This is a genomic window from Micromonospora xinjiangensis (genome assembly GCF_056150165.1).
The window spans coordinates 119,515-145,630 of the sequence record NZ_JAXCFO010000002.1 but is presented as its reverse complement, the minus strand read 5'-3'; the positions used below and the strand labels follow the sequence as shown (position 1 = coordinate 145,630).

Annotated in this window: 23 protein-coding genes; 11 read left to right on the top strand and 12 right to left on the bottom strand. The window is 74.0% G+C overall.

Going from position 1 to position 26,116, the window contains the following annotated elements:
- Positions 1–12: 12 nt before the first annotated feature.
- Genes folK through folP form a run of 3 tightly spaced genes read right to left on the bottom strand, consistent with a single transcriptional unit; the run spans position 13 to position 1,804 of the window.
- Positions 13–540: a 2-amino-4-hydroxy-6-hydroxymethyldihydropteridine diphosphokinase gene (folK, locus tag SM573_RS07430; RefSeq protein WP_474611370.1), complete on the bottom strand. Its 528-nt coding sequence runs from the start codon at positions 538–540 to the stop codon at positions 13–15.
- Entirely contained in the window at positions 537–902 is a 366-nt protein-coding gene (gene folB / locus SM573_RS07425) for a dihydroneopterin aldolase (protein WP_474611371.1), read from the bottom strand. The genes folK and folB overlap by 4 nt, the downstream gene beginning before the upstream one ends.
- Entirely contained in the window at positions 899–1,804 is a 906-nt protein-coding gene (folP, locus tag SM573_RS07420) for a dihydropteroate synthase (protein ID WP_474615796.1), read from the bottom strand. The genes folB and folP overlap by 4 nt, the downstream gene beginning before the upstream one ends.
- A 355-nt stretch (positions 1,805–2,159) precedes the next feature.
- Here folP and SM573_RS07415 point away from each other — a divergent pair, with 355 nt between their 5' ends.
- From SM573_RS07415 to SM573_RS07385, 7 genes are read left to right on the top strand one after another with little or no spacing between them, the layout of a single operon-like run.
- Complete coding sequence (locus tag SM573_RS07415) at positions 2,160–2,474, top strand: hypothetical protein (protein WP_474611373.1); 315 nt, start codon at positions 2,160–2,162, stop codon at positions 2,472–2,474.
- 12 nt (positions 2,475–2,486) lie between these two features.
- A complete protein-coding gene (locus SM573_RS07410) occupies positions 2,487–2,849 on the top strand; it encodes a hypothetical protein (protein ID WP_474611374.1) in 363 nt (120 codons plus the stop codon).
- 49 nt (positions 2,850–2,898) lie between these two features.
- Positions 2,899–6,291 (top strand): ATP-binding protein, encoded by a 3,393-nt coding sequence (locus SM573_RS07405; protein ID WP_474615795.1) that lies wholly within the window; start codon positions 2,899–2,901, stop codon positions 6,289–6,291.
- A 1-nt stretch (position 6,292) separates the two neighbouring features.
- Positions 6,293–8,227: an MFS transporter gene (locus SM573_RS07400; protein ID WP_474615794.1), complete on the top strand. Its 1,935-nt coding sequence runs from the start codon at positions 6,293–6,295 to the stop codon at positions 8,225–8,227.
- Positions 8,224–8,781: a hypothetical protein gene (locus tag SM573_RS07395; protein ID WP_474611377.1), complete on the top strand. Its 558-nt coding sequence runs from the start codon at positions 8,224–8,226 to the stop codon at positions 8,779–8,781. The genes SM573_RS07400 and SM573_RS07395 overlap by 4 nt, the downstream gene beginning before the upstream one ends.
- Positions 8,778–9,947 carry a M23 family metallopeptidase gene (locus tag SM573_RS07390; RefSeq protein ID WP_474615793.1) on the top strand — a complete coding sequence of 390 codons (1,170 nt, stop codon included), beginning with the start codon at positions 8,778–8,780 and terminating at the stop codon, positions 9,945–9,947. The genes SM573_RS07395 and SM573_RS07390 overlap by 4 nt, the downstream gene beginning before the upstream one ends.
- A gap of 12 nt (positions 9,948–9,959) precedes the next feature.
- Positions 9,960–10,559 carry a hypothetical protein gene (locus SM573_RS07385; protein WP_474615792.1) on the top strand — a complete coding sequence of 200 codons (600 nt, stop codon included), beginning with the start codon at positions 9,960–9,962 and terminating at the stop codon, positions 10,557–10,559.
- Position 10,560: 1 nt separating this feature from the next.
- Here SM573_RS07385 and SM573_RS07380 read toward each other — a convergent pair whose 3' ends face one another.
- Positions 10,561–11,118 carry a hypothetical protein gene (locus SM573_RS07380; RefSeq protein ID WP_474616044.1) on the bottom strand — a complete coding sequence of 186 codons (558 nt, stop codon included), beginning with the start codon at positions 11,116–11,118 and terminating at the stop codon, positions 10,561–10,563.
- 195 nt (positions 11,119–11,313) lie between these two features.
- On the opposite strand from SM573_RS07380, the gene SM573_RS07375 reads away from it, so the two are divergent.
- Positions 11,314–13,926 (top strand): FtsK/SpoIIIE domain-containing protein, encoded by a 2,613-nt coding sequence (locus tag SM573_RS07375; RefSeq protein WP_474615791.1) that lies wholly within the window; start codon positions 11,314–11,316, stop codon positions 13,924–13,926.
- Positions 13,923–14,726 carry a hypothetical protein gene (locus SM573_RS07370; RefSeq protein ID WP_474615790.1) on the top strand — a complete coding sequence of 268 codons (804 nt, stop codon included), beginning with the start codon at positions 13,923–13,925 and terminating at the stop codon, positions 14,724–14,726. Before SM573_RS07375 ends, SM573_RS07370 begins: the two co-directional genes overlap by 4 nt.
- A gap of 15 nt (positions 14,727–14,741) precedes the next feature.
- Here the strand turns inward: SM573_RS07370 and folE are convergent, their stop codons facing one another.
- From folE to SM573_RS07350, 4 genes are all read right to left on the bottom strand, one after another.
- Positions 14,742–15,413, bottom strand: coding sequence for a GTP cyclohydrolase I FolE (gene folE, locus SM573_RS07365; protein ID WP_474616043.1), 672 nt, complete (start codon positions 15,411–15,413; stop codon positions 14,742–14,744).
- 35 nt (positions 15,414–15,448) lie between these two features.
- Entirely contained in the window at positions 15,449–17,464 is a 2,016-nt protein-coding gene (gene ftsH, locus SM573_RS07360) for an ATP-dependent zinc metalloprotease FtsH (protein WP_474611382.1), read from the bottom strand.
- 439 nt (positions 17,465–17,903) lie between these two features.
- Positions 17,904–18,479 carry a hypoxanthine phosphoribosyltransferase gene (hpt, locus tag SM573_RS07355; RefSeq protein WP_474611383.1) on the bottom strand — a complete coding sequence of 192 codons (576 nt, stop codon included), beginning with the start codon at positions 18,477–18,479 and terminating at the stop codon, positions 17,904–17,906.
- A 102-nt stretch (positions 18,480–18,581) separates the two neighbouring features.
- Complete coding sequence (locus SM573_RS07350; RefSeq protein WP_474616067.1) at positions 18,582–18,731, bottom strand: hypothetical protein; 150 nt, start codon at positions 18,729–18,731, stop codon at positions 18,582–18,584.
- 138 nt (positions 18,732–18,869) lie between these two features.
- Between SM573_RS07350 and SM573_RS07345 the strand changes: the two genes are divergently transcribed.
- Complete coding sequence (locus SM573_RS07345) at positions 18,870–19,832, top strand: GlxA family transcriptional regulator (protein WP_474615789.1); 963 nt, start codon at positions 18,870–18,872, stop codon at positions 19,830–19,832.
- Positions 19,833–19,912: 80 nt separating this feature from the next.
- Here SM573_RS07345 and tilS read toward each other — a convergent pair whose 3' ends face one another.
- The 3 genes from tilS to dacB all read right to left on the bottom strand — a co-directional run bounded on the left by tilS (position 19,913) and on the right by dacB (position 23,488).
- Complete coding sequence (tilS, locus tag SM573_RS07340; protein WP_474615788.1) at positions 19,913–20,896, bottom strand: tRNA lysidine(34) synthetase TilS; 984 nt, start codon at positions 20,894–20,896, stop codon at positions 19,913–19,915.
- Between the two features lie 10 nt (positions 20,897–20,906).
- The gene (locus SM573_RS07335) at positions 20,907–21,977 is read right to left on the bottom strand and encodes a zinc-dependent metalloprotease (protein WP_474611386.1); all 1,071 of its coding nucleotides are present in this window, start codon (positions 21,975–21,977) and stop codon (positions 20,907–20,909) included.
- A 98-nt stretch (positions 21,978–22,075) separates the two neighbouring features.
- Positions 22,076–23,488, bottom strand: coding sequence for a D-alanyl-D-alanine carboxypeptidase/D-alanyl-D-alanine endopeptidase (dacB, locus tag SM573_RS07330; protein WP_474611387.1), 1,413 nt, complete (start codon positions 23,486–23,488; stop codon positions 22,076–22,078).
- Between the two features lie 647 nt (positions 23,489–24,135).
- On the opposite strand from dacB, the gene SM573_RS07325 reads away from it, so the two are divergent.
- The gene (locus SM573_RS07325; RefSeq protein WP_474611388.1) at positions 24,136–24,642 is read left to right on the top strand and encodes an inorganic diphosphatase; all 507 of its coding nucleotides are present in this window, start codon (positions 24,136–24,138) and stop codon (positions 24,640–24,642) included.
- Positions 24,643–24,676: 34 nt separating this feature from the next.
- On the opposite strand, the gene eccD is transcribed toward SM573_RS07325, so the two are convergent.
- On the bottom strand, positions 24,677–26,074 hold the full coding sequence (eccD, locus tag SM573_RS07320) for a type VII secretion integral membrane protein EccD (RefSeq protein ID WP_474615787.1): 1,398 nt from the start codon (positions 26,072–26,074) through the stop codon (positions 24,677–24,679).
- Between the last annotated feature and the right edge of the window lie 42 nt (positions 26,075–26,116).

The window sequence follows — 26,116 nt, the reverse complement described above, 5'->3', positions numbered from 1 at the left end:
GGCTCCGCTGGGTCATGCCGTCGACTCTATCTCCAGATCCGGGCGGGGGCGCAGTTCCCGGGCGTCGGCGACCACCGGACCGGAGTCGAGCAGGCCGGCCAGCGGGCCGTGACCGGGTAGCCGACCGTCCGGCTGGACGTCGGCCCACGGCCGCAGCACGAACGCCCGCAGGTGGGCGCGGGGATGCGGCAGGGTCAGCTCGGGATCGTCGCTGAGCACCGGCTGGTCGTCGTCGGCCCAGACCGCGATGACGTCCACGTCGAGCGTGCGGGGCCCGAAGCGCCGCCGTGGGTCGCGCGTCCGTCCGGCCGCGCGCTCCGCCGCCCGCGCCCGCTCCAGCCAGTCGTACGGGGTGGCCGCCGGGTCCTCGGCGAGCAGCACCGCGTTGAGGTACCGGGGCTGGTCCGGATCCCCCCACGGTGGAGTCTCGTAGACACCGGAGACCCGCAGCACGGCGTCGCCCAGCGCGGCGACCGCGGCGCGCAGGTGGGCCAGGCGGTCGCCGAGGTTGCTGCCGAGGGAGAGGACGGCGCGGCTCATCCGGCGCGCCTCCGGGTCATGGTGACCGCGACGTCGGTGAAGGTGTGCGGCACGGGCGCCTCCGGCTTGTGCACCGTGACCGTCGCGGCGGCGACGCGCGCATCGGCCAGGCAGATGTCGAGCAACCGGGCGGCGAGCGTCTCGATGAGGTTGACCGGCTCGCCGGCCACCACCGACACCAGCCGCTCGGCCAGCTCGCCGTAGTGGACGGTGTCGGCCACGTCGTCGGAGCGGGCCGCCGGGCCGAGGTCGAGTTCCAGCACCACGTCGACGACGAAGTCCTGTCCCTGGACACGTTCGAAGTCGTACACCCCGTGCCGGCCGCGCGCCCGCAGGCCGGTCAGCGTGATGCGGTCGTTCACCGGCCACCCTCCCGGGCTCCTCCGGCGGGTCGGGTGGACGCCGGGCCGCCCGCGGGTGCGGTCGCGGCGAGGCGCGGACTGCCGGTGGCTCGCCAGACGGCGAGCGCGTCCACGGTGGCCCGTACGTCGTGCACCCGTACGCCCCAGGCGCCGGACGCCACGGCGAGGACGCTGGTGGCCACCGTGGCCGCCTCCCGCTCACCGGTCGGGCGCGGCGTCCCGTCCGCGGCCGCCAGCAGCCGGCCCAGATAGGACTTGCGGCTGGCGCCGAAGAGCAGCGGCAAGCCGAGGTCGAGCAGCTCGGGCAGGCGGGCGCTGAGCTGCCAGTTGTGCTCGGCGGTCTTGGCGAAGCCGAGACCCGGGTCGACGACGATCCGGTCGGCGGCCACCCCGGCGTGCAGCGCCTCGTCGACCCGCTGGGCCAGCTCGGTGCGGACGTCGCGCACCACGTCGCCGTAGACGGCCAGCTCGCGCATGCCCCGGGAGTGCCCGCGCCAGTGCATCAGCACCCAGGGGCAGCCCGCGTCGCGGACCACCCGGGCCATGTCCGGGTCGGCGAGGCCGCCGGAGACGTCGTTGACCACCACCGCACCGGCCGCCAGGGCCGCCTCGGCGACCCGCGCCCGGCTGGTGTCGATGCTGACCGCCACCCCGGCCGCGGCCAGCTCCCGGACGACGGGGACGACGCGGGCCGTCTCGGTCCCGGCGTCGACCCGGTCGGCGCCCGGTCGGGTGGACTCGCCACCCACGTCGACCAGGTGCGCCCCGTCGTCGCGCAGTCGGACGCCGTGTCCGACGGCGGCGTCGAGGTCGGCGTACCGTCCGCCGTCGGAGAAGGAGTCGGGCGTGACGTTGAGGACGCCCATCACCACCGGGGCCGAGGCCCGCACCAGATCGGTCACGACTAGACGGTACCGGTCGTGGCGACGGCCCTCCGCGTCCCGGGGGCGGCCGCGGAAACCGGCCCTGACATGCACATTGGAACAGGTGTACGATCGGTCGTCCGGGTCGTATCGGGCAGCCTCTTCGCGGCTTGTCGCTTTCCGGGGCGGCCCGTACGCTGTGGAATTGCCCAGCATCGAGATGGCGAGGCGTGGAGGGAGGGCCGAAGCGGGAGCAAATCGCCCAAAACTCGCCACCCTCCGTGGTGAGTAACGAACACAGGGTCAACTTCGCTGCGCCCGATCCGCACATTTCCCGCCAGGCTTGTCCACTGCACCGCCGCGGCGCCGCCGGCCGCGTTTTGGGGAGGTTTCAGTGATCGCCATCGAGCTCATGGAGCAGGCGTCGTCCGGCGTCGCCCACGCGCTCTCGACCCTGGCGTCGACTCCACTCGCCGAGCCGGCGCCGAAGGGCATCGACACCAACGCCGTCGTGACCTTCTTCGCCAGCAAGGTCGCGCCGATCCTGCTGGCCGTCCTCGGCGTCATCTTCATCGGCCGGGCCAGCCGGGGCGAGATCTCCAAGGTGCTGACCAGCTCCGCCATCGCGATCGTCGGGCTGGCCTTCATCGCCGGCGCCGCCACACTCTTCTTCGTCGGCGACTACCTGATCGACCTGATCTTCGAATAGGCGCGGGCACTCATGCGGCTGCGCACCGACGACGACATCTACCGGGCACGCCTGGTCTACCTCGGGCCGCCCGGCTACACCCTTCCCGTCCACCTGCCATACGCCCAGTACGGGCTCTTCATGCTGCTCGTCCCCCTCTACATGTTCATCCACTGGCTGTTCACGCTGAAGGTCGAGCTCTTCCCCGCCTGGGAGATCGCGCTCGCCATCGTGAGCACGTCGTTCGTCTTCCGGTACGTCGATCCGGACCGGCCGGCGCGAGTGGTGATCCGCACCGCGCTGACCGACTGGCGACGCACCCGGGAGCCCGCCGCCGAGCAGCGCGACCCACGCCTGGTCGGCAGCGGGATCAGGATCCGGGAGGAACTGGCATGACCGGGCGTACGCCGACGGGGCGGTCACACGACGCGGGTGAGGCGGTCGCATGAGTCGCTCTTCCACGCCGGGTTCCCCGGCCGGCCGTCCGGCCGTGCCGGGTGGTCACCGTGCGCGTTCGTTCGACTACTCGGAGGCCGAGGAGCGGGACGAGGCCGCCCTCGACCCCGCTCTCGCCACCTCCCCCGGGCACGGCGGCGTGGGGGTCTTCCAGGCGCCCCGACCCGTGTCGCGACGGACCCCGACGGGGGAGCCGGCGCCGCGCCCGGCCCAGCCCGCGGCGGGGGGCGCGGAGAGCCACGACATCGACTCCCCCTTCCTCGACCTGTTCGGCGCTCCGCGTCCGGGCGCGGGCCGGCCGCTGACCCCGCCCGCGCGCCACGGCGTCGACCGGAGCCCGGCCGCGATACCGCAGCAGCCGGCCGCGGTCGAGGCGGCACCCACGGCCCCCGCCCTCCCACCCCCGCCCCGGCTGCGCGGCGCCGGCCGGCAGCGGATCCCCGCGGTCCCGCCGACGCACGGCCCGGGGGAGGCGCCGACCGGCGACCAGGCCGAGCCGCCGACGCGCTCACGCGTGCCGGCACAGGCCGGTGACCGGCTGCCGGCCCGGCGGCCGGTCGCCGACCCCGAGCCGCTGGCGGAGCGGGTGGCCCCGGCGGAGCGGGTGGCGCCGACGCCGCCCGAGCCCGCCCCGCCGCATCCCGAGCCGACGCATCCCGAGCCGACGCCGGAGGCCCGGCGGTCCCCGCAGACCCGGCCGGAGCGCGCCGGCCGGTCCACCCGGTCGTCGAGCGGGCGCGAGGTCGCACCGCCACGGCAGCGCTCGCCCGAGCGACGGGAGAAGCCGGTCAAGCCGGTCCGGGTCAAGCCACCGAAGATCAAGTTTGGTGACCGGGACCCGTCCGTCGAGCTGGCGATCACCGAGATCGCCGGTCACCTCACCTTCACTCCGAACACCGTCACGGCCTGGTACTGGCTTCCGGAGGTGCGGTGGGCGTTCCGGCCGGACGCCGAGCGTGAGGCACTGCTCTCGGCGATCGCCGAGCAGTACGCGGGCCTCGCCGGCTTCCGGCTGCACCTGCGCCGCACCACCCGGCCGTTCCCGGCGGACGAGTGGGCCCGGACCATCGACGCCCACACCGCCGCACCGCTGCCCGACGTGCCCGGCACGGCGAGCTGGGCGGACCACCTCGTGGCGGCGCAGCGGCACCTGCTCTCCGTCAACCACGCCGAGGGGCAGACGTACCTGGGGGTCACCTTCGCCCGACGGTCCCTCGGCGACACGCTCAGCGAGCGGCTGCTGCGGGCCTTCGGCCGCGGGGTCGCCGAGGGTGAGCGCCGCCGGATGGGCCGGACGGTCGAGCAGTTCGACGAGGTGCTGGGCGCGTTCGGCATGCGCGGGCGGCGGGTGACCGCCCAGGAACTGGAGTGGCTCCTCTACCGGTCGGTGGCGCTCTGCATGTCGCCGCCCGGGGCGCTCTCTCCGGTCACCGACGGCCAGTGGGAGCGCGGCGACCTGCTCGCGCTCACCGAGCAGATCGAGCGCTACCGCACCCCGTACGGCTCGACAGTCAAGCTGGTCAACCGGATGACCGGCGAGGAGCGGCACGTCGCCGTGCTGGCCGTGGGCCGGATGGAGCCCCTGGAGATCCCCGAGCGCCACGAGCCCTGGCTGCACTTCCACGAGCGGCTGCCCTGGCCGATGGAGCTCTCCACCCGCGTCGACATCCTCGGGTCCGGCGACTCCTTCCGGAACCTCGAGCACCGCCTCCGCATGATCCGCTCCCAGCAGCTCGACTATGCGGAGCACGGCATCGACGCCCCGCCGGAGCTGGAGCGGCTGGCCAAGCGCGCGCTCGTGATCGGCGACGAGATGACCACCGGCCTGCCGGTCGACTCGGCCCGCGCGCACGGCTGGCACCGCATCGCGGTCGGGGGGCGCACCCGAGAGGAGTGCCTCGAGCGGGCGCGGCGGCTGATCCAGCTCTACTCCCGGGAGCTGCGCATCTCGCTGCAGCACCCGAAGAACCAGGACTGGCTGGCGCGGGAGTTCATCCCCGGCGAGCCCATCGCCAACACCGGCTACGTGCGCCGGATGCCGGTGTCCCTGCTCGCCGCCGCGCTCCCGCAGGCCGCGTCCACCGTCGGCGACCGGCGCGGCGACCTGATCGGCCGCACCGCCGGCACCTGCCGCCGCCCTGTCTTCCTGGACCTGCACTACCCCATGGAGGTCCGCGAGCGCTCCGGCCTCGCCGTCTTCGTGGCCGAGCCGGGCGGTGGCAAGTCGACGCTGCTCGGCGCGCTGGGCTACCTCGCCGCCCGGCGCGGCGTCCAGGTGACGCTGCTCGATCCGTCCGGCCCGCTGGCCCGGCTCTGCGCCATGCCGGAGCTGGCCCCCTACTCCCGCGTGCTCAACCTGACCGGTTCCGAGCACGGCACCCTCGCCCCGTACGCGTTGATCCCGACCCCGCTGCGCAGCGAGTTCGGTGTCGGCGCCGCGGGCGACCGGGAGTTCGAGATCGCGGTCTCCAACGCACGGGCCGAGCGGCGCATGCTCGTCCAGGACATCTGCATGATGCTGGTGCCGCCGCAGGTGGCCCGGGAGGCGTCCACCGCCACCATGTTCCGGCACGCCGTACGCCAGGTGCCCGCCGAGGAGACGTCCACGCTGGACGACGTGGTCACCACGCTGGGGCAGCTCGACGACGACGCCGGCAAGGAGCTGGCGAACCTCCTGCTGGACACCGCGGAGATGCCGCTGGCGATGCTCTTCTTCGGCCGGCCTCCCGAGGGGATGCTCGGCCCCGACGCCGCGCTCACCGTCATCACGATGGCCGGCCTGCGCCTGCCCGACCTGAAGATCGAGCGCGAGTACTGGTCGGCCGAGGAGGCGCTCGCCCTGCCGATGCTGCACACCGCGCACCGACTCGCCGTCCGGCGCTGCTACGGCGGGTCGATGTCGTCCCGGAAGCTCGTCGGCCTGGACGAGGCGCACTTCATGGAGGGCTGGCGCTCGGGCCGGTCCTTCCTCGTACGGCTCGCCCGCGACTCCCGCAAGTGGAACCTCGCGGCGCTGGTCGCCTCGCAGAACCCGCGCGACATCCTCGGCCTCGACGTGCAGAACCTCGTCTCGACCGTCTTCGTCGGCCGGATCGCCGAGGACAACGAGATCGCCTCCGAGGCGCTCCGGCTGCTGCGCGTGCCGGTCAACGACGGCTACGAGGCCACCCTGGCCTCGCTCTCCACCGCCGACGCGACATCGTCGACACGGCTCGGCTTCCGCGAGTTCGTCATGCGCGACGTCGACGGGCGGGTGCAGAAGGTCCGGGTGGACGTGTCGTACGTCGACGGTCTGCTGGACCACCTCGACACCACGCCCGCGGCGGTCGCCGCAGCGGCCGGGGTGCTGCCGAGCGTCCCCCTGCCGGATCTGGAGGCGTGACATGGCGAGGGCCCGGGCACGGATCACGGCGTTCCTGCTCGCGCTCGGCGTACTCGCCGGAGCCACGATCTCCTGGCCGCTGCTCGGGACACCCGCCGCGTACGCGGCACCGACGTCCGCGACGGCGGCCGCCGAGCTCTGCACGACCGCCGAGTGGCAGGCCGACTTCCGCTCCTGCGTGAAGAGGCTCCAACAGGTGGCCGAGTCGGAGGCCAACTGCTGGAAGCCACCGACGCCGACCGCGCCCGATTCGGGACTGGCCGGATGGTTCGCCTCTCGACCCGAATCCTCGAAGCAACCCGGCCCGAAGGGTTACTACAGCGACTACGGCTACGCCGGCTACGGATACACGACGTACCGGGTCGATGGTGGTTGCGCGTCGTCGGTCCTGCACCCGGATTACAAGTTCAGCAACACCGTCGCCAACGGCGAGTTCATGGTCGCGACCGCGATCGTCGGCGCGTCGAACGCGCTGCGCGAGAGGGCGTGGGACCCGCGCTCGATGTGGAGCTGGGCCGACCCGCTGGTGGAGCAGGCCACCAAGGCGATCTACCAGAAGGTGTTCAGCGTCTTCGGGATCGTCACGCTCTGCGTGGTGGGGCTCTACCTGCTCTGGCGATCGCGCCAGTCGGACATGAGCAACGCGATGACCACCGCCGGCTGGGCGCTGTTGGTGATGGTTGCCGTGACCGCGCTCGCCGCGTGGCCCGTCAAGTCGGCCAATGTCGCGGACAGCACGTTGATCACGACTCTCGGCGTGGTCCATGACGCCGTGGGCCCAGCGTCCAGGGACACGCCGCCCGAGAAGTGTGCGTTGCCGAACCCGGACGCGTGCGTCGACAAACGTCCCCCTGCCGTCCGAGCCAGCGACACGGCAACCGAGGCGATGCTATACCGGAACTGGCTACGCGGCGCGCTGGGCTCGGCCGACAGCGAGACGGCCAAGAAGTACGGCCGTGCGCTCTACGACGCCAAGTCTTTCTCCTGGGAGGAGGCCGAAAAGCTCAGGGCAAACCCCCAGACCCGCGACGCCACCATCCGGGCCAAGCAGCAGCAGTGGATGACCGTCGCGGCGCAGATCGAGCGCGAGGACCCGGAGGCCTACGAGTACCTCCAGGGCGTCCGGGACATGGACCGGGTGGGCGCGGGCTTCATCGCGGTCCTGGCGGCGCTGCTCTTCGCGATGTTCGACCTGACCGCCTCGCTCCTGGTGCTGCTCGGCTTCCTGATCTTCCGGTGGGCGGTGGTCGCCGCGCCGATCCTCGGGACGGTCGGGCTGATGCGACCGGCAAGCGCGGGGCTGCGCCGGTTGGCGAACGCCGTGGTGGCCGCGATCTTCAACATCGCCATCTTCGGCACCGGGGCCGCCGTGTACCTCTTCGCGGTGGACCTGATCATGAGCACGCCGACCCTGCCGGGCTGGCTCCAGGTGGTGCTGGTCTGGCTCTGCGGTGTGGTCGGCTGGCTGCTGCTCCGCCCCTACCGCCGGATCACGCAGCTCGGCGGCAAGGACAGCAGTGAGGCGGTCAGCTCGGCCGGATCGTGGCATCGCCGCTTCTTCCGCGACATGCGCACCGCCGCGCGCCTCGACGTGGCCGAGCCCGGTGGCACGACCGAGCCCACCATGGGGCGTCGGAAGGCCGTCATGGCGGAGCCGACGAGGCTGCGCCCGGAGGCCCGGCACGAGGACCCGGTCCACGCCTCGGGCGGGGGTGGCGACCGGGAGCGGCCCGACGGTCGCGAACGGGCCGAGGGCGCACCGATTGTCGAGGAGCGGCCGCCCGCGAGACCAGCCGCGCCCCGGCCCCGCCGCCAGCCGGCCACCTGGACCGAGTCGGACGTGCCGGAGGAGAGCCCGTCCTTCGTCGTCTACCGCCCCGGCTCGACGGAGACCGCGACGCCGGACCGGCCCCGGATCCGCTCCGAGGCGCGGTGATCGCGGTGCGGCGGGCGCTGGAGTTCCTGTTCACCCGGGTGCTGCGGTCCCGGCTCGGGATCGCGATCGCCCTCGCGGTGGTGGTGTTCGGCATCATCGGGGCCGCCCGGCTCGTCGCTGGGCCTATCGATCCGACACTGGGGCTCAGCAACAGGCCGAGTGAGCCCGTCACCACGGTCGACCCATCCGCGGGCCACGACGGCCTGGTCTCCCCGCCGGCGGCCGTCTCACCGAGCATCCGCCCCGGCGCCCGCACTCCCGAGCAGACCGCCGAGCGGTTCGTCGCCGCATGGCTGGGCGAGCCCGGGACGAGCAAGGAGCAGTGGCACGCGGGCATGCGTCCGTTCTCCACCCCGGCGTTGGCCGAGAAGCTGGCGGACAGCGTGCCGAGCGAGGTGCCGGCGCGGCAGGTGACCGACGAGCTCACCCTCCGGCCACGGACCGAGACGTTCGTCGAGGTGCTGGTGCCGATGGACACCGGGCGCCTCCGGCTGGAGCTCGTGGCGCCCGACGGCGACTGGCTCGTCGACGCGGTGGACTGGGAGCAGGGATGAGCGACGAGAACCCGCCCCGTCGACGCCGGCTCCCGGTCCGCGCGCTGGCCGGCGCGCTCAGCGTGGTGTTCGCCCTGCTCTGCTGCACGGGCGGCACCGCCGCCTTCTTCCTCACCGAACTCGGCGGGGACTCCGCCGAACAGATGACCCCGATGAGCGTCCAGTGCACCGGTGACTTCGAGGTCGACGTGAGCGGTGAGATGCCACGCATCACCGACTACGGTGACAACCAGCTCCGCAACGCAGCCAAGATCATCCGAGTCGGTCAGGAGATGAAGGTGCCGCCGCGGGGGTGGGTCATCGCGGTGGCGACCGCGATGCAGGAGTCCCGCCTGCGGAATCTGGCGAACCGGACCGTCCGGCAGTCACAGGACCTGCCCAACGAGGGTGTGGGAGCCGACCACGACTCGGTCGGCCTGTTCCAGCAACGGGCGTCCTGGGGCACGGTGCGCCAGCGGATGACCCCCGAGTACGCGGCCCGGAAGTTCTACGAGAAGTTGCTGAAGGTCCCGGGCTGGGAGGAGTTGCCGCTCACCGTCGCCGCGCAGGAGGTGCAGGTCAGCGCCTTTCCCGACGCGTACGCCAAGCACGAGGCGGTGGCCTCCCAGATCGTCGACGCGCTCGCCGGCGGGGCGGCCCGCACCGCGCTCGTCTCGGGCCGCCAGATCTGCGACGCGGCCTCCGGCAAGGAGATCGCGGCCTCGGGTTGGACCGCCCCGATCGCCGGCGCGGTCGGGTCCGGCTTCCGGACCACCGAGCGGCCGGGCCACGACGGCGTCGACATCGGCGCGAAGAAGGGAACTCCGATCCACGCCGCGGCGGCCGGCCGGGTACTCGTGGCGCGGTGCGATCCCGACGCCGGGGGCCGGCGCACCTGCAACGAGGACGGCTGGCCCGGTAAGGGCGGCTGCGGCTGGTTCGTGGACATCCTGCACTCCGGCGGGATCATCACCCGCTACTGCCACATGGTGACCAAACCGAGGGTCTACCCGGGGCAGCGCGTGGCGGCCGGCGAGGTCATCGGCGACGTCGGCAGCAGCGGCAACTCCTCCGGCCCGCACCTGCACTTCGAGGTGCACGAGGACAACGACCGCAGCAGCCGGAGCGCCATCGACCCGGTGCCGTTCATGCGGTCGCGCGGCGCACCGCTGAAGTCGGCGGAGTGAGACGCACACCCCATGAACGAACCGCTGCCAGATCCGTTCGCGGGGCGCCCGGACTGGGCCCCGCGACCACCACGACCCGTCGAGATGGTGCCCGCCACCGGTCGGGTCGACCTGCGAGGGCGACGGGTGCAGGTCGGACTGCCGGGGCTCGGCTGGCGTGGTGATCTCCGGGCGGACGAGCGGGTGGTCCAGGGCAGCCGGACCTACGTGCCGGTCATCCCGGAACACGAGTGGTACCGGGCCGAGACCGAGCAGGTCGAGGTCTTCGCTCCGCTGATCCCCGTGGAGCGGGTCTGGGTCGAGACGGTCGGGGCGCGAGCCGCCGGGGCGGCGCGCCGGGATTCCGGGCTCCGGCTCGTCTCCCTCGACGGCCCGACGCACCGGCCGCCCACGCCGGTCATCGACGCGGACTCCGTGGTGGGCCGCCGGGTGGTCCACGTCGTGGACGAAGCCGAGCACCGCGACCTGCGCGCGGTGACCGAGAGCTACTCGGGCGCGGACGGGGACATCTGCGTGCGGGTCACCCCCGAGGTCGAGTGGTACCGATGGGCCTGGCGAGGGCAAACACCCAACACATTGGAGGTGCCGGTCCACCTCCTGTGGGTCGAGTGAGTCAGCTCGCCATGCTTGCGGCGCACACCCGCCAGTCGTCGCTCAGCTCTGTGCTGAACTGCCAGGGTTGGCGGTCACTCTGAGCAGTTCCCTCGACGATCGCAGAGATGATCAAGGTGACCTGGACTTGAGCGTGATTGTCCTGCCGCTGCACGTCGAGGCGTCCCCAGCTCACAGTTATGGGAACCCCAAACCGTTCCTGCCGGGCAACGAGGTCGTCGCGCAAGGCTTTGAGCTGCTCTAGCTCATGCCCGTCACGGCAGGTGAACTGGTCGGCGCGCAAGTCGTTCCGGTCGACGAGGAACGCCCGGAGGTAGTTGTCCACCACCACGTCCGGGGCGCTCCGGTCAGGGGTGGTGGCGCGGTCGTACAGCACGTAGCCGGCGACGGCGCCGCCGAGGCAGAGCAACGCGAGTACCCCAGCGACCACCGTGAGGACGGTGCGCAGCCGGTGGCGCGGACGCTCCGGCGCCGGCGCGGCCGGGGCGGGTGGCAGCTGCTCGGAGGGGGACCGCTGCGCCGGTACGCGGGAGACCTGGGAACCGGCGGGGGGCTGCACTGATTCCACCTCCTGAGGCTATCGGTCGAAGCCCGCGTACCCAATGCCTCAATTTCGGCGGATCGTGACGGCTCGCTCTCGGCCGGTGAGAGATGACCGACGACACCCGCGCTCGGCCGCCCCACCTCCCGGGGAGAGTGCCCGACCTGGGATACCGTCTCTGCTCGGGGAGGTTGCCAGCCTCGGACAGAGGGGGTGGACGCGGTGGCCGGACCGAAGACACGCACGAACCGCGCCGCCGCCCTGCACCGTCGGGCCGCCACCACCACCGCCGCCGCGGCCGGCATCCTCGACGAGATCCGCCCGGCCCCCGCCGACCAGCGCCGGCAGTACGAGCTCGCCGACCGGCTCCGCACCGTTGCCGCGCTGGTGGCGCCCGGATGGTCGGGTGCTCCACTGGAGACTCTCACCGCGGACGCGCCGCCGGGTGAGGCTCCACCGGCCTTCGTCCGGGTCGGCACCGCCGCACCGCTGGACGACGCCCGGTTCCCCGCGCTGGTGCCGCTGGTCGGCACCGGTCACCTCAGTATCGACACCGACGCCCGCGACGCCCGGGTGGCGGGCCTGCTCCGGGCCGTGCTGCTCCGTGCGCTCGGTGCGGCGCCGGCCGGATCGCTGCTGGTACGGGCGGTTGACGCCGCGGGCACGACGCTGGCCCCGTTCGCCCCGCTGGCCGACGCGGGCCTGCTTCCGCCGCCGGCCGTGGACGTGTCCGGCCTGCGGGCGGTGCTGACGGAGGCGGAGCAGTGGGTGACGCCGGGTGCCAGCGGCCGGCGTCGGCACGACCGCACGCTCCTGGTGGTGGTCGCCGCCCTTCCCGAGCTCACCGGTCCGACCGACCTGGCCCGCATCGAGGCGCTGGCCGAGCAGGGTCCGTCGGCCGGTCTGCACCTGGTGGTCGCGGGGTGGGCGGGTCCCGGCCCGTACGCGAACCGGGGGCCGTTGCCGCGGGCGACCACGATCGCCCTGCGCAACGCGTACGCGCTGCTCGGCGACCCGCCCGGCACCTCGTTCACCAGCCCGGGTCCGGACGCGCCGGGTGGGCTGAACTCGCCCGTCTTCGTGGAGGCGGACCCACCGGCGGTGCTGGTGGAGACGGTCTGCCGCCGTCTCGCGGCGCAGATCGAGGCCGGCTCCCGGCTGGCGCTGGCGGACCTGCTGCCCTCGACCGGCGACGGCCTCTGGTCCGCGCACTCGGTCGACGGGCTCACGACCACGGTGGGTGACGCCGGCGGGCGGCCCGTGCCCCTCGGGTTCACCGAGCTGACCCCGCACTGGCTGGTCAGCGGTCGCTCCGACGGCGGCCGCGGGGCCTTCCTCACGAACGCGCTGCTGGGCCTGTGCGCCCGGTACGGCCCGGAGGAGCTGGCGCTGTACCTGGTGGACCTGGGTGACGGCGAGTCCTTCGTGGAGTTCCTCCAGACCGAACGGGACCGGTCGTGGATCCCGCAGGTCCGGGCGGCCGCGATGACCGCCGACCGGGAGTACGTGCGGGATCTGTTCGAGCAGTTGGCGACGGAGGTTCGCCGCCGCGAGGAGACCGGCCGGCGGGCCGGTGGGCAGCGCTTCGCCGAGCTGCGGCAGCACACCGTCCTGCCCCGCATCGTCTGCGTGGTCGACAACCTGCCGCTGCTCCTCGCCGAGCGTGACCGGCTCGCGGCCGACGTGGCGGCCCGCCTCGACGCGCTGGCCCGGGCCGGCCGGACGTACGGCGTACACCTGGTGCTGGCGGGCGCCGGTGACCTCGGCCTGGCCGGCCGGTCGGACGCCGGCCACCGGGATTCGGTACTCGGCCAGTTCCCGGTCCGGGTGGCGCTGCCCGGCGGCGGCGCCGTGCTCGAACCGACGAACGACTCCGCCGCCGGACTGCCGGTCGGCAGCGCCGTGGTGAACACGGCCGGCGGGCTGGGCGGCCCTCGGGGCGCGGTACGCGGGCATGAGCGGCTGATCCGCTACCCGGACCCGCGGGACGAGCCGGAGACGGTGGAGCGGTTGCGGCACGAGCTGTGGGGGGCACGACCGGAGGGGGCCGCGCCGCCGGTGGTGTTCGCCGGGTACGCCCGGCCGCTGCTGGCCAACGACCCCCGTTACCGCGCGGCGATCGCCGGTCGGGCGCACGCCCCGGCGGCGCTGCTCGGACGGGCGGTGGACGTGGCCCGGTCGACGGTGGCCGTGTCGCTCGGCCCGGCGGCGGGACGAAACCTCGCCGTCCTGGGCCCGGGGCCGCAGGCGCCCCGGCTGCTCGTGACGGCCGCGCGGAGCACCTCCGCCCACCATCCCCCGGGCACCGCCCGGTTCCTCGTCGCCGCGCCCGACGCGGACTTCCAGCCGTTGGCCGAGGCGTTGGCGGCCGAACTGGCCACCCGGCACCCGGCCACCATCGTCGAGACCGCGGACCTGTTGCGGGTCGACACCGGCGCGCACCGGGCGGCCGGGTGCGACGAGGGTGGGCCGACGCCCGCGACCGGGCCGACCTACCTGGTCGCGTTCGGCCTGGACCGGGCGGGCACACAGGAGCTTCCGGTCGAGCCGATGCGGACCCTGCTGCGGGAAGGGCCGCCGGCCGGCCGGCACCTGCTCGGCTGGTGGCGGGTGGTGCCGCCGTTCGCCGCCCTGCTGGAGCCGGAGGACGCCGTGGATAAGCTCGCCGCCGTCGCCGCGGTGGACGTGCCGGGCGCGCAGCTCGCCGCGGTCTTCCACCGTCCGGTCGAGTGGCGGCCGCGACCGGGCCGGGCGGTGCTCTGGGACGGGCCGGACGAACAGGGCCTGGTCCTGATCCCGTTCGCCGAGGAGGAGCCGCCGCGATGAGCCGGAGCGTGGATCCCCGGAGCGACGACCGGGTGGCCGGAAGGAGCCGCGACGAACGCCGGACGGCGTCGGTCGCGCCGGAACAGCGGCCCGGGCCGGCCGGCCCGGGTCGGCAGCGCGGCGGGCAGCACGAGACCCGGCCGCCGGCGGCGGAGACGGCCGAGTCGGTGATGGCCGCCTGGCACGACTACCTGGCGGCCGCGCGCCAGCTCGACGGCGTGCGCCGGGCCGCGGCGGCCGCCGCCGGTGAACAGGCACGCTCGGTGCGGGCGGCACGGGAGGAGCTGGCCGAGATCCGCACCCGGCTCGCCGCGCAGCAGGCCCGGCTGCGGGAACGGGGTGTACCGCCGATCTCGCTGGTGCCGTCGCCGCCGGAGCTGACCGAGGAGGCCCGCTCGCTGGCCGGTGGGCCGGCCAGCGTCCTGGCCGGGCTCCGGACCGCCCGGGAGCGGGTGGACGCCGCCGACGCGGCGCTGGTCGCCCGCCATCCGCTCCGCCCGGCCAGCTGGTCCGCCCGCCCCCGCAACCTGCTGGTGTACGGGCCGCTCGCGCTGCTCGTTCCCCTGATCCAGATCGTGGTGTACGTGGCGACCGGCGCCGGACCGGCGACCGTCGCCGCGCTGATCTGCGGCCTGCCGATGCCGGCGGTGGCGTTCGTGGCCGGCTGGTTCGGCGTCGGGCGCCTCTTCCGGCCGCCGGCGGGTCGACCGGACCGGACATCGCGGTTCGGCGCGCTGGTCTCCCTGGTGCCCGCGGTGCTGGTGACCGCCGGCCTGCTGCTCGCCATGCTCGCCGGCTGACGACACCCGGCCGGGTCAGCGGGGCAGAATGAGGGCCATCGCCTCGGCCCGCGACTTCGCGTCGTTCTGCAGGGTGCCGCGGACCGCCGAGGTGATGGTCTGGGCGCCCGACTTCTGGATGCCGCGCATGGCCATGCACATGTGCTCGCACTCCAGCACGACGATCACGCCACGCGGCGCGAGCTTGCTCATGAGCAGGTCGGCGATCTGCGAGGTGAGCCGCTCCTGCACCTGCGGCCGGCGGGCGTAGACCTCGACCAGCCGGGCCAGCTTGGACAGGCCGGTGATCCGGCCGTCCGGCCCGGGGATGTAGCCGATGTGCGCGCTGCCCCGGAAGGGCAGCAGGTGGTGCTCGCAGAGGCTCATCACGTCGATGTCCCGGACGAGCACCAGCTCATGGTGGTTCGCCTCGAAGGTGGTGCTGAGCACCTGGGCCGGGTCGACCCGCAGGCCGGCGAAGAGCTCGGCGTACGCCCGGGCCACCCGGGCCGGGGTCTGCTGGAGACCGTCGCGGTCCGGGTCCTCCCCGACCGCGATGAGGATCTCGCGGACGGCCTTCTCGATCCGGGCCAGGTCGACGGTGTCCTCGACGGGGCCGCCGGTGAGCTTGCCGTTGATCAGTCGGGCGGCGATGTAGTCCAGCCCGTCGTCGCCGTCGGGCTCGGTCGCGGAGCCGGAGGCGGCCAGCCCCCTGTCGGGGCTGGCCGCCGGGTCGTTCGTGCTCAGTGCGTACCGTCCGAGTTGTTCGACGAGCCGCCACCGACCCCCGCCTGGGCGCCGTCGGCCTGGGCCTGCGCCTTCAGCGCCTCCTTCTCCGCCGGGGTGAGCACCGGCGGCTCGGTGGAGGGCTGGCGCTTGCCGAAGCCGTTGTACGGCGCCATCGGCGGGCGCTTGACCACCCGGGCGCAGATCCGGGCCATGTCGGCCGTGGAGAGAGTCTCCTTCTCCATCAGCTCGAGCACGATGTTGTCCAGGACGTCCCGGTACTCCACCAGGATCTCCCAGGCCTCGTCGTGGGCCAGCTCGATGAGCGCCCGCATCTCGCCGTCGATCTCGGCGGCGACCGCGTCGGAGTAGTCCCGTTCGTGGCCCATGTTGCGGCCGAGGAACGGCTCGTCCCCGCTGGTGCCGTACTTGATCGCGCCGAGCTTGGAGCTCATGCCGTACTGGGTGATCATCGCCCGGGCCAGCTGGGTGGCCTTCTCGATGTCGTTGCCGGCACCGGTGGTCGGCTCGTGGAAGACGAGCTCCTCCGCGGCCCGACCGCCCAGCGCGTACGCCAGGGTGTCGACCATCTCCGCGCGGGTCTGGGTGTACTTGTCCTCGGTGGGCAGCACCAGGGTGTGGCCCAGCGAGCGACCGCGGGACAGGATCGTCACCTTGTGCACCGGCGCCGCGTGCGGCAGCGCCCAGGCGACCAGCGCGTGCCCGCCCTCGTGGTACGCGGTGATCTTCTTCTCCTGGTCGCTCATCACGCGGGTCCGGCGCTGCGGACCGGCGATCACCCGGTCGATCGACTCCTCCAGGGAGTCGTTGGAGATCGCCCGCTGGTCCTTGCGCGCGGTCAGCAGCGCGGCCTCGTTGATCACGTTGGCCAGGTCGGCGCCGCTGAAGCCCGGGGTCCGCCGTGCCACCGAGTCGAGGTCGACGTCGGGGGTGAACGGCTTGCCCTTGGCGTGCACCCGCAGGATGGCCTTGCGGCCCTCCATGTCCGGCGCGTCCACCGGGATCTGCCGGTCGAAGCGGCCCGGACGCAGCAGCGCCGGGTCGAGGATGTCCGGCCGGTTGGTGGCGGCGATCAGGATGACCCCGCCCTTGGTGTCGAAGCCGTCCATCTCGACCAGCAGCTGGTTGAGGGTCTGCTCCCGCTCGTCGTGGCCGCCGCCCATGCCGGCGCCACGGTGCCGGCCGACGGCGTCGATCTCGTCGACGAAGACGATCGCCGGGGCGTTCGCCTTGGCCTGCTCGAAGAGGTCGCGGACGCGGCTGGCGCCGACACCCACGAACATCTCGACGAAGTCCGAGCCGGAGATGGAGTAGAAGGGCACCCCGGCCTCGCCGGCGACCGCGCGGGCCAGCAGCGTCTTACCGGTACCGGGCGGGCCGAAGAGCAGCACGCCCTTCGGGATCTTGGCGCCCAGGGCCTGGTACTTGGCCGGGTTCTGGAGGAAGTCCTTGATCTCGTGGAGCTCCTCCACCGCCTCGTCGGCGCCCGCGACGTCCGCGAAGGTGGTCTTCGGCGTGTCCTTGGTGATCATCTTGGCCTTGGACTTGCCGAAGTTGAGCACCCGCGAGCCGCCGCCCTGCATCTGCGACATGAAGAACAGCAGCAGAAGCACGAGCAGCACGATGGGGAGCAGGTTGACCAGCAGGCTCACCCAGATGCTGTCGGAGGACACCTTCGTGTCGGCGGGGCCGGTGATCCGGTTGGCCGCCTTGGCGTCGAGGACCTCGTTCCAGACCTGGCCGCCCACCTCGTAGGGGAACTGGGCCTCGATCCGGTCGGTGGTCGTGTCACCGAACTTGGCCTTCTCGGCGAGTTCCAGCTGGAGCGTCTGCTCCTTGTCCTGGAAGATCGCTTTATCGATCTTGGCAGTGTGAAGTTGATCGAGCGCGACGGAAGTGTCCACCCGGTGGTAGCTGGGACCCGAGGTGAACAACTGACTGAGCACAACGGCGCCGAGGATGACCAGGATGATCCAGACCACCGGTCGGCGGAAGAAACGCGTACGTTCCATGCTGTTGTCGAGCGCCGAGACGCCCGCATCCTCCTGATCGACGTCCTGACCGTCTGAATGGTGTCGCCGCCTGTGGCGGCGGCCGGAGCCGCCGTGCGGGCCGGCCTCGACCCCCGAGGTGCGACAAACTGCCGCGCCGCGGTCATTCGACGGTACACCGTGTGCGCGCGGAGTGAGCTTGCGAGCCCCGCACTCGACGCACGTCGGACATCGACGGCACGTTTCGCGCACCGGGCCCGCCAGCCCGTGCCGTCACGTACGGCGGGACCGGGCGGAGACCGACGTGGCGAGAAGTCCGAACCCGGCCACCCGCGAACACCCGGTCACGCGATCGAGGGGCCGGGCGCGGAGGTACCTCCGCGCCACCGACGTCCACGGTAGTCCGAACAACTGAGAGTCCGCTGAACGTCGGCTTGACGAACGCCGATGCGAGCACGGCTCAGGAACGGGCGTAGACCTCCGGCTTGAGCACCCCGACGTAGGGCAGTTCCCGGTAGCGCTCCCCGAAGTCCAGCCCGTAACCGACGACGAACTCGGTCGGGATGTCGAAGCCCACGTACCGGACCGGGACCGGCACCTTGACCGCGTCCGGCTTGCGGAACAGGGCGACCACCTCGACGCTCGCGGCCGAGCGGGACTCCAGGTAGCGCAGCAGCCAGGAGAGGGTGAGGCCGGAGTCGACGATGTCCTCGACCACCACCACGTGTCGGCCGGCGATGTCCCGGTCCAGGTCCTTGAGGATGCGGACCACCCCGGAGGAGGTGGTGCCCTGGCCGTACGACGAGACGGCCATGAACTCCAGCTCGGCCGGGGGGCCGTGCCGGCCGAGCGCCCGGGCGAAGTCGGCCATGAACATCACCGCGCCCTTGAGCACGCACACCAGCAGGAGCCCGTCCTCGACGTGGGCGTAGTCCGCGGCGACCTGCTTGGCGAGTTCCGCCGTCTTCTCGCGGATCTGCGCTTCCGAGATGATCACGTGGTCGATGTCGGCGTCGTACCAGGAGCCGTCTGCCATGGCTCCTAGCCTGCCGTACGCCGGCGGGCCGCCGTCGGCGGGGCCGCCCCTTTTGGCGCGGTCCCGCCCGGGATTTTTCCGGCCGAACCCCACGAAGAGGCATCAGCAGGTACGGCCGCGCCACCGCCGGCCGGCGTCGGTCGGCTTCCAGTCGGCGGAGTCGCGGCTGTCGGTGGTCAACCCGGTCGCCGAGGCGACGGCGAGAAGGACGAGGAACAGGAGGAGAAGCAGGAACTCCATGGCGGCGCTCACTTTCACACGATTGCTGTCGGTTTCGCCGCCGGTGCGCACCGGACTGAACCCAGTCTGCGACGCCGCACCCGGGACAGACAGTGGCAGAAATGCCACTGCCCATCGATTTCCTGCCACCTGCCGGGTTACCCTCGTCACATGCTGCGCTCGGTGGCCGTACTCGCCCTGGATCACGTCGCGACGTTCGAACTCGGGGTGCTCGCCGAGGTGTTCGGCACCGACCGGACGGCGGACGGCTTCCCCGGCTACCGCTTCCACGTGTGCAGCCCGGACGGCGGCCCGGTGCGCACCTCCTCCGGCTTCCAGCTGGTCCCGCACGCCGACCTCACGCCGCTGGAGGACGCCGACCTGGTCGCGGTGCCCGCCCACAGTGAACGCGCCACACCGCCCGAGGCGGTGCTCGACGCCCTGCGCCGGGCCGACGCCCGCGGGGCGTACGTGCTGAGCGTCTGCTCCGGCGCCTTCCTGCTCGGCGCGGCGGGCCTGCTCGACGGGCGCGACTGCACCACCCACTGGCGGTACGTGGACGAACTCCAGCGACTGCACCGGTCCGCGCGCGTCCAGTGCAACTCGCTCTACGTCGCCGACGGGCGGCTGCTCACCAGCGCCGGGACGGCCGCCGGCATCGACGCCTGCCTGCACCTGGTCCGGCAGGAGCACGGCTCGGCCACCGCCACCCGGTTGGCCCGGCGGATGGTGGTGCCACCGCACCGCGACGGCGGGCAGTCGCAGTACGTCGAGGCGCCGATCCCGAAGGCGCCCGAGGCCCCGACCCTGGAGCCGGTGCTGGAGTGGCTGATGGGGCACCTCGACCGCCCGGTCACGGTGGACGACCTGGCCGCCCGCGCCGGGATGGCGCCGCGTACCTTCGCCCGCCGGTTCCGGGCGGAGACCGGCACCACCCCGCACGACTGGATGACCAACCAGCGGGTGCTGCTGGCCCGGCGACTGCTGGAGGAGACCCGGCTCAGCGTCGAGGCGGTCGCCGACCGGGCCGGCTTCGGGGACGCGGCGGCGCTGCGCCACCACTTCACCCGGCGGGTGGGGGCCACCCCGCACAGCTACCGCACCACCTTCCGCGACCGCGCCCACGCCGGCTGAGCAGCGGCTCCCACGACCGGCGCAGGCCGTGTGGCGCGGCCGCGCCGGGCAGGCCGTGGGCCCACCGTCGCGTCAAGCCCTCAGTGGGGCTGGAGGCGGTCCGCACGGCGCAGCACCCGGAGGCCGCCGGGCAGGTGTGCCGCGCCCTGGCCGCGCCAGGCGGTGACCAGCGCGTCCAGCGCGGCCACGTGCCGGTGGGAGAGCGCGCTCGGCGCGGCGCCCAGCTCGCGCGCCCAGGCGTGCAGGACCCGCGTGCGTACGGCGGGCGCGAGGGCGGCCAGCCTCCCGACGTCGAGCCCGCCGGCCGGGTGCCGGGCCGCCTCCAGCGCGGCCTCGGCGAGGTCGTCGAGGGCGGCGGTGTCCTCGGCGACGAGTCGGGCGGTGCGGGCCAGCCCGTCGAGCACGCCCGGCCCGAGTGCGCGGACCAGTGCGGGCAGCGCGTCGGCGCGCACGCGGGCCCGCGCGTACGCGGGGTCGCTGTTGTGCGGGTCCGCCCAGGGCTTGAGATCGAGCGCGGCGCACGCCGCCCGGGTCTGCTCCCGGCTGATCCCGAGCAGGGGGCGCAGCAGCGGCACCCGGCCCAGGTCCCGCCGGGCGGGCATCCCGGCCAGGCCACGCGGGCCGGCGCCCCGGGCGAGCGCGAGCAGCACGGTCTCGGCCTGGTCGTCGCGGGTGTGCCCGGTGAGCAGCGCGGCGGCCCGATGCCGCTCGGCGGCGCGCACCAGCGCCTCGTAGCGGGCCTCCCGCGCCGCCGCCTCCGGGCCGCCCGCACGCCCCGCCACGTCCACGCGGACCGCCTCCACCGGCGCCAGTCCCAGCTCCTCGGCCCAGCCCGCCACCTCGGCGGCCCGTTGGGCGGAGCCGGCCTGGAGCCCGTGGTCGACGGTGACCAGCCCGGCGGGTCGGCCCAGCCGGGGCGCGACGAAGGCGGTGGCGGCGGCGAGGGCGAGCGAGTCGGCCCCGCCGGAGCAGGCCACCAGCACCGGCCCGTCACCCGACAGCGGGGTCAGCGCACGGCGGACGGCCACGCGGATCGCGGCCACCGGCGGGGCGAGGACGGCCACCGTGGTGGGGTCAGCCGGCCGAGGGGATCGGGCCGGCCGGCCCGTGGACCCGGGCCACCCAGGCGTCCGGGTCGCCGAGCTCGTCGAGCCGGGGCAGCGTCAGCGGCGAGCCGAAGACCTTGTTGAAGCCCTCCATGCCGACGCGGTCGACCACGCCGTGCACGAACTTGCGGCCCTCGGCGTACTGGCGCATCTTGACGTCCACGCCGAGCAGCCGGCGGATCGCCTTCTCCAGCGGGTTGCCCGCCTCGCGGCGCCGGTTGAACGCCGCCCGGATCCGCTCGACGCTGGGGATGACCTGCGGGCCAACCCCATCCATCACGAACTCGGCGTGCCCCTCCAGCAGGGTCATGAGCGCGGTGAGCCGGTCCAGCACGGCCCGCTGCGCGGGTGTCTGGACGAGGTCGAGCACGCTGGTGCGGCTCTCCGGGTCGCGGATCGCGTCGGCGAGGGTCGCCACGCCGCGCCGCAGCCGGTCGAGCAGGTGCTCGCTGCCGCCGGACGAGGCGTCCACGAACGCCTGCACCTCGCCGAGGAAGTACGCCCGCATCCACGGCACGGCGGTGAACTGGGTGCGGTGGGTCACCTCGTGCAGGCACACCCAGAGCCGGAAGTCACGCGGGTCGGCGTTCAGCTTCCGCTCGACCTCGACGATGTTCGGCGCCACGAGCAGCAGCTGCCCGGGATCACCGGAGAAGACCTCGTACTGCCCCAGCACCCGGCCGGAGAGGTAGGCGAGGACGGTGCCCGCCTGCACGCCGGTCAGTCGCGAGCCGATCGCCTCGGTGAGGGCGCCGGGCTGCTTGTCGCCCGCGAGCCGGCCGACCAGCGGGGCGATCACCTCACGCAGGCCGGCGATGTTCGCGGCGGCCCAGTCCCGCCGGTCGACCACCCGCACCGGCGGGTGGCTCACCTGGGCTCGCAGACCGGTGTAGTCGGCCACGTGCCCGGCTGCCTCGTCGGTCAGCCGTCGCAGGTCGCCGACCACGTCGGTGGCCTCGGCGTACGACACCCGGGGGCCCGACTTGCCCAGCGCCCCCGCGGTGGCGGCGGCCAGATCCCAGTCCACGAACTGCGCCATGCACCCACCGTACCCGCGCCGGAACACCCCGACCCGGGCTCGCACCGGCCGCCGACGCCCGCACCCGGCGGCGTACGCCCCGGTGGGCGGGTTCCGGCTCAGCGGCAGCCGCAGCCGGCGAGCGTGGCGGTGATCCGGTCCAGCGCCACCCGCGCGGGGTCGGTACCGCCCTCCGGCACCCGGTCGGTGAGCACGGCGAACGTGAGCAGCCGCCCGTCCTTCGTGGTGACCAGACCCGCGATCGCGTTCACACCGGTGAGCGTCCCGGTCTTGGCCCGGACCACTCCGGCGCCGGTCTTCGTGCCCGACGCCTCGTACCGGTCGCCCAGGGTTCCGGACCAGCCGCCGACCGGCAGGCCGCCGAAGATCGCGGCCAACTCGGGACGGCTGCCGTTGCCGGCCAGCGTGATCAGGTCGGTGAGCAGGGACGGGCTGATCCGGTTGGTGCGCGACAGCCCGCTGCCGTCGGCGAGGGACAACTCGTCAGCGGCGAGGCCCAGCTCGCCGGCCACCTCGTCCATCGCCTCGGCGGCGCCCACGAACGAGGCGGGCTTGTCCCGGGCCAGCGCGACCTGGCGGGCCAGGGCCTCCGCGACGATGTTGTCGCTGTCGGTGATCATGATGTCGACCAGCCGGACCAGCGGCATGGACTCGACCTTGCCCAGCTCGCTGCCGGGGGCGCCGGCCGCGGCGCCGTCACCGGCGGGCGCCTTGCCGCGGCTCACCGCGCTGCTCGGCACGCCGAGCAAGCGGGCGAACGCGCGGCCGGCCGTGAGGTCGGGCTCCGCCACCCGCTCGGCGGCGTGGTTGCCGTCGTCGTGGTCCTTCTTCGCCTTCGGGACGTCGCTGCGGGCACCGTCGGTCATCAGCGCGGTGATCTTCGACCCGTACCCGCCGACCGGGATGTCCTCGTCCCAGCCCGGCTCCAGCACCGGCCCGGAGTAGAGCGAGCCGTCGATGATCACCTTGGTCGGCTTCGTGCCGCCGAGCGCGGCCTTGACCTGGTCGGCGAGGTCGTCCAGGCGGGCGGCGCCCGGGTAGAAGCCGTTCTTGTCGACGGCCAGCGTCGGGTCGCCGCCGGCGACGATGACCACCTCGCCCGGGTTCGCCCCGGCGACCGCCCGGGTGGGGATCCGGTACCCGGGCCCCCGCGCGGCCAGCACGGTGACGCCGGTGACCAGCTTCGTCACCGAGGCGGGCACCGTGCCGTCGTCCGCGCCCTTCGCGAAGAGGGACCGGCCGGTGACCGCGTCCGCCACCGAGACGTTGACCCGCTCGCCGAGCGCGGCCGCCCCGACCAGCGGTTCGAGGGCGGCGCGCACCCCGTCCGGCGTGGGCTCGGGGGCGTTCGCGTCGGGTCCGGCGAGCACGGCCGACGGTGCGGGCTCGGGCGCCGGCGCGCTGCTCCCCCGCTCGTCGGCGGCGGCGCCGAGCCAGCCGTCGACCGGCCCGGGGCGTACGACCACCAGACCCACGCCGGCCACCACGAGCAGCAGCACCACGGCGAGCACGACGGGAAGTCGGCGGCGACGCCGCGGCGGGGCCGCCGGAGCCGCGGGCGGGGCGCTCACCGGACCGCCCGCGGTCCCCGGCGGCACCGGACCGGCGGAACCGGCGACGGGCGGCGCGCCGGCGTGGGCGTAGCCCCGGGCGGCCGGCTGGTGGTCGCGGCGTGGGCCCGCGGGCGCGGGGCTGGTCGGGATTCCGGAGGTCGGCGCGGGCCCGCTCGGGAAGGTGGGCGGGATCATCGGCCGGTCGGGGCCCATCGCCGGGAATCGGTCCCGCTGGGTGGTACGGGGGTCGGCCGGCGGCTGCCAGGCCGGCGGAGCGGCGTCGGAGACCGGGCCTTCCCCACCTGGGTGCCAGCGCGGGTCGTACGTGGCTGCGGAGGGGTGGGGCGGGTGCGCGCCGGGGACCGGTACGCGACCGGTGGCACCGCCCGCACCAGATTGCCCGGTACCACGTCCAGACCCTGACTCCGGGCGGTAGTGTGAATCTTCCCTCCCCACGACCCCCTCCTCCCCTGCGGAAATTGGCTTGGGTGACACTACTTCGGTCCGAACACTATGCGGCGTCCGAGGCCGGCGGGTGACTTTCGCCTGTCCGGGTGGCGCCGGTGGTTCCGTTGGCCAGCGTGGGCAAACGAGGGAGCGTGCACATGGATTTCGACGTCACGGTTGAGATCCCCAAGGGTCACCGCAACAAGTACGAGGTGGACCACAAGACCGGCCGCATCCGGCTGGACCGCACCCTCTTCACCTCCACCCAGTACCCGGCCGACTACGGCTTCATCGAGGGCACCCTGGGTGAGGACGGCGACCCGCTGGACGCGCTCGTGCTGGTGCCCGAGCCGACCTTCCCGGGCTGCCTCATCCGGTGCCGCACCATCGGGATGTTCCGGATGACGGACGAGAAGGGCGGGGACGACAAGGTCCTCTGCGTGCCCTACGAGGACCCGCGCCAGGAGCACCTGCGCGACATCCACCACCTCGGCGAGTTCGACCGGCTGGAGATCCAGCACTTCTTCGAGGTCTACAAGGACCTCGAGCCGGGCAAGTCGGTCGAGGGCGCCACCTGGGTCGGCCGCACGGAAGCCGAGGCCGAGATCCACGCCTCGTTCCGGCGGGCCCGCGAGGCCGAGGAGCGCGGCGAAGGCCTGCACTGACCGCACCGAGACCCGGACCGGGCCCGGGGACCGCTCACGCGAGCAGTCCCCGGGCCCGTTCGTACAGGTCCAGCACCGCGCAGGCGACCGGCACCACCGCCACCACCAGCGCCGTGTCGGCCAGGTCCGCCACCCGACCGAGGTACGGGGAGACGGGCCGGCGGGCGTACGTGGTGCCGGCGGTCACGGCGAGCAGGGCCAGCGCGGCTCCGGCGACCGCCAGCCCGAGCCGGCCCTCGCTGCCCACCCGCTGGGCGAGCACGGCGCCGAGCACCCCGTGCGCGGCCAGGCCGGCGATCACCGGTGGCACCCGGTGCCGCACCGCCACGAAGACCCGGGAGCGCAGCAGCAGCACGGACGCGGTGACCGCGACCAGCAGCGCACCGGCGGTCCCACCGGCGACGGCGAGCACCGTCGCGGCGGCGACGGCCAGCACGGCGTGCCCGAGCAGCATGCCGGTGAGGATCTCCTCGGTGCGGGCCACCGCCGCGTACACCCGACCCCGGTCGGGCAGGTCGCGGGCGGCTGTCCCCTCCTCGGCCGGCGCCGGGAGGGTGATCGGCGGCAGGGGCAGCTTGCCGAGCCGGATCGCCAGCAGCGGCACCACCCCGAGGGCGAAGACCAGGACGCAGAGCAGCACCGCCGTGGCGCCCGCCGGGCCGAGCGCCAGCCCGCCGAGCGCGGTCGGCACGCCCACCAGCCCGACCGCCGTGCCGGCGACGAAGACCCGTAGCCGGGTGGCGACGCCCAGCAGCCCGAGCACCGAGGCCAGCAGCAGGGCGACCGCCCCCGCCAGCACCTCGGGCGCGCCCACCCAGCGCAGCGGCCCGAGCGGGCCGACCGGGTCCCCCGAACCGACCGCCAGCGCTCCGGCGGCGGCCGCGTACGGCAGCGCGTAGCCGCCGAGGGTCGCGGCGGTCGGGCCGTCGCCGTGCGCCCGGGAGGCGACGGCGCCGGCGAGGACGAGCAGCAGCGCCACGACCGCCGCGGCGAGCCAGCCGGCCCGTTGCTGCGGCCCGCCGGCCAGCAGGGCGACCAGACCCACGGCGAGCGGAACGGCGGCGCCCGCGAGGGCGGCCGTCCGGGTGGCGGTGGCCGACCACCCGCCGCCCCGACGCCGGGCGCCGTCGGCGATCGCCTCCACCACGTCGTCGTAGTCGAGCTCCGGCCAGTGGGCGCGGGCCGGCACCAGGTGGAGCACCTCGCCGTCGCGTACCCCCTGGGGCAGCAGCGCCTGCGCGGTCGACAGCACCGCGCCGTCGGTGCGCCGCAGCACCCAGCCGCCGTGCCGCTCGCCGTCGTCGGCCAGGCCCTCGCCGGCGTGGCGCAGCATGTCGGGCAACAGCTCGGCCAGGGGGACCTGCTCCGGCAGGGCGACGTCCAGCCGCCGCTGCGGGGCGCTGATGGTGACGCGTGCCAGGCCGGTGGACATCGGCGTCTCTCCATATCGATGCGGGTGGGTGGCTGCGCGGAC

Coding starts and splice junctions, on each gene's coding strand:
- folK (WP_474611370.1), bottom strand. CDS start 540: ATGAGCCGCGCCGTCCTCTCCCTCGGCAGCAACCTCGGCGACCGCCTG.
- SM573_RS07410 (WP_474611374.1), top strand. CDS start 2,487: ATGCGGCTGCGCACCGACGACGACATCTACCGGGCACGCCTGGTCTAC.
- SM573_RS07405 (WP_474615795.1), top strand. CDS start 2,899: ATGAGTCGCTCTTCCACGCCGGGTTCCCCGGCCGGCCGTCCGGCCGTG.
- SM573_RS07400 (WP_474615794.1), top strand. CDS start 6,293: ATGGCGAGGGCCCGGGCACGGATCACGGCGTTCCTGCTCGCGCTCGGC.
- SM573_RS07390 (WP_474615793.1), top strand. CDS start 8,778: ATGAGCGACGAGAACCCGCCCCGTCGACGCCGGCTCCCGGTCCGCGCG.
- SM573_RS07385 (WP_474615792.1), top strand. CDS start 9,960: ATGAACGAACCGCTGCCAGATCCGTTCGCGGGGCGCCCGGACTGGGCC.
- SM573_RS07370 (WP_474615790.1), top strand. CDS start 13,923: ATGAGCCGGAGCGTGGATCCCCGGAGCGACGACCGGGTGGCCGGAAGG.
- ftsH (WP_474611382.1), bottom strand. CDS start 17,464: ATGGAACGTACGCGTTTCTTCCGCCGACCGGTGGTCTGGATCATCCTG.
- hpt (WP_474611383.1), bottom strand. CDS start 18,479: ATGGCAGACGGCTCCTGGTACGACGCCGACATCGACCACGTGATCATC.
- SM573_RS07345 (WP_474615789.1), top strand. CDS start 18,870: ATGCTGCGCTCGGTGGCCGTACTCGCCCTGGATCACGTCGCGACGTTC.
- SM573_RS07335 (WP_474611386.1), bottom strand. CDS start 21,977: ATGGCGCAGTTCGTGGACTGGGATCTGGCCGCCGCCACCGCGGGGGCG.
- SM573_RS07325 (WP_474611388.1), top strand. CDS start 24,136: ATGGATTTCGACGTCACGGTTGAGATCCCCAAGGGTCACCGCAACAAG.
- eccD (WP_474615787.1), bottom strand. CDS start 26,074: ATGTCCACCGGCCTGGCACGCGTCACCATCAGCGCCCCGCAGCGGCGG.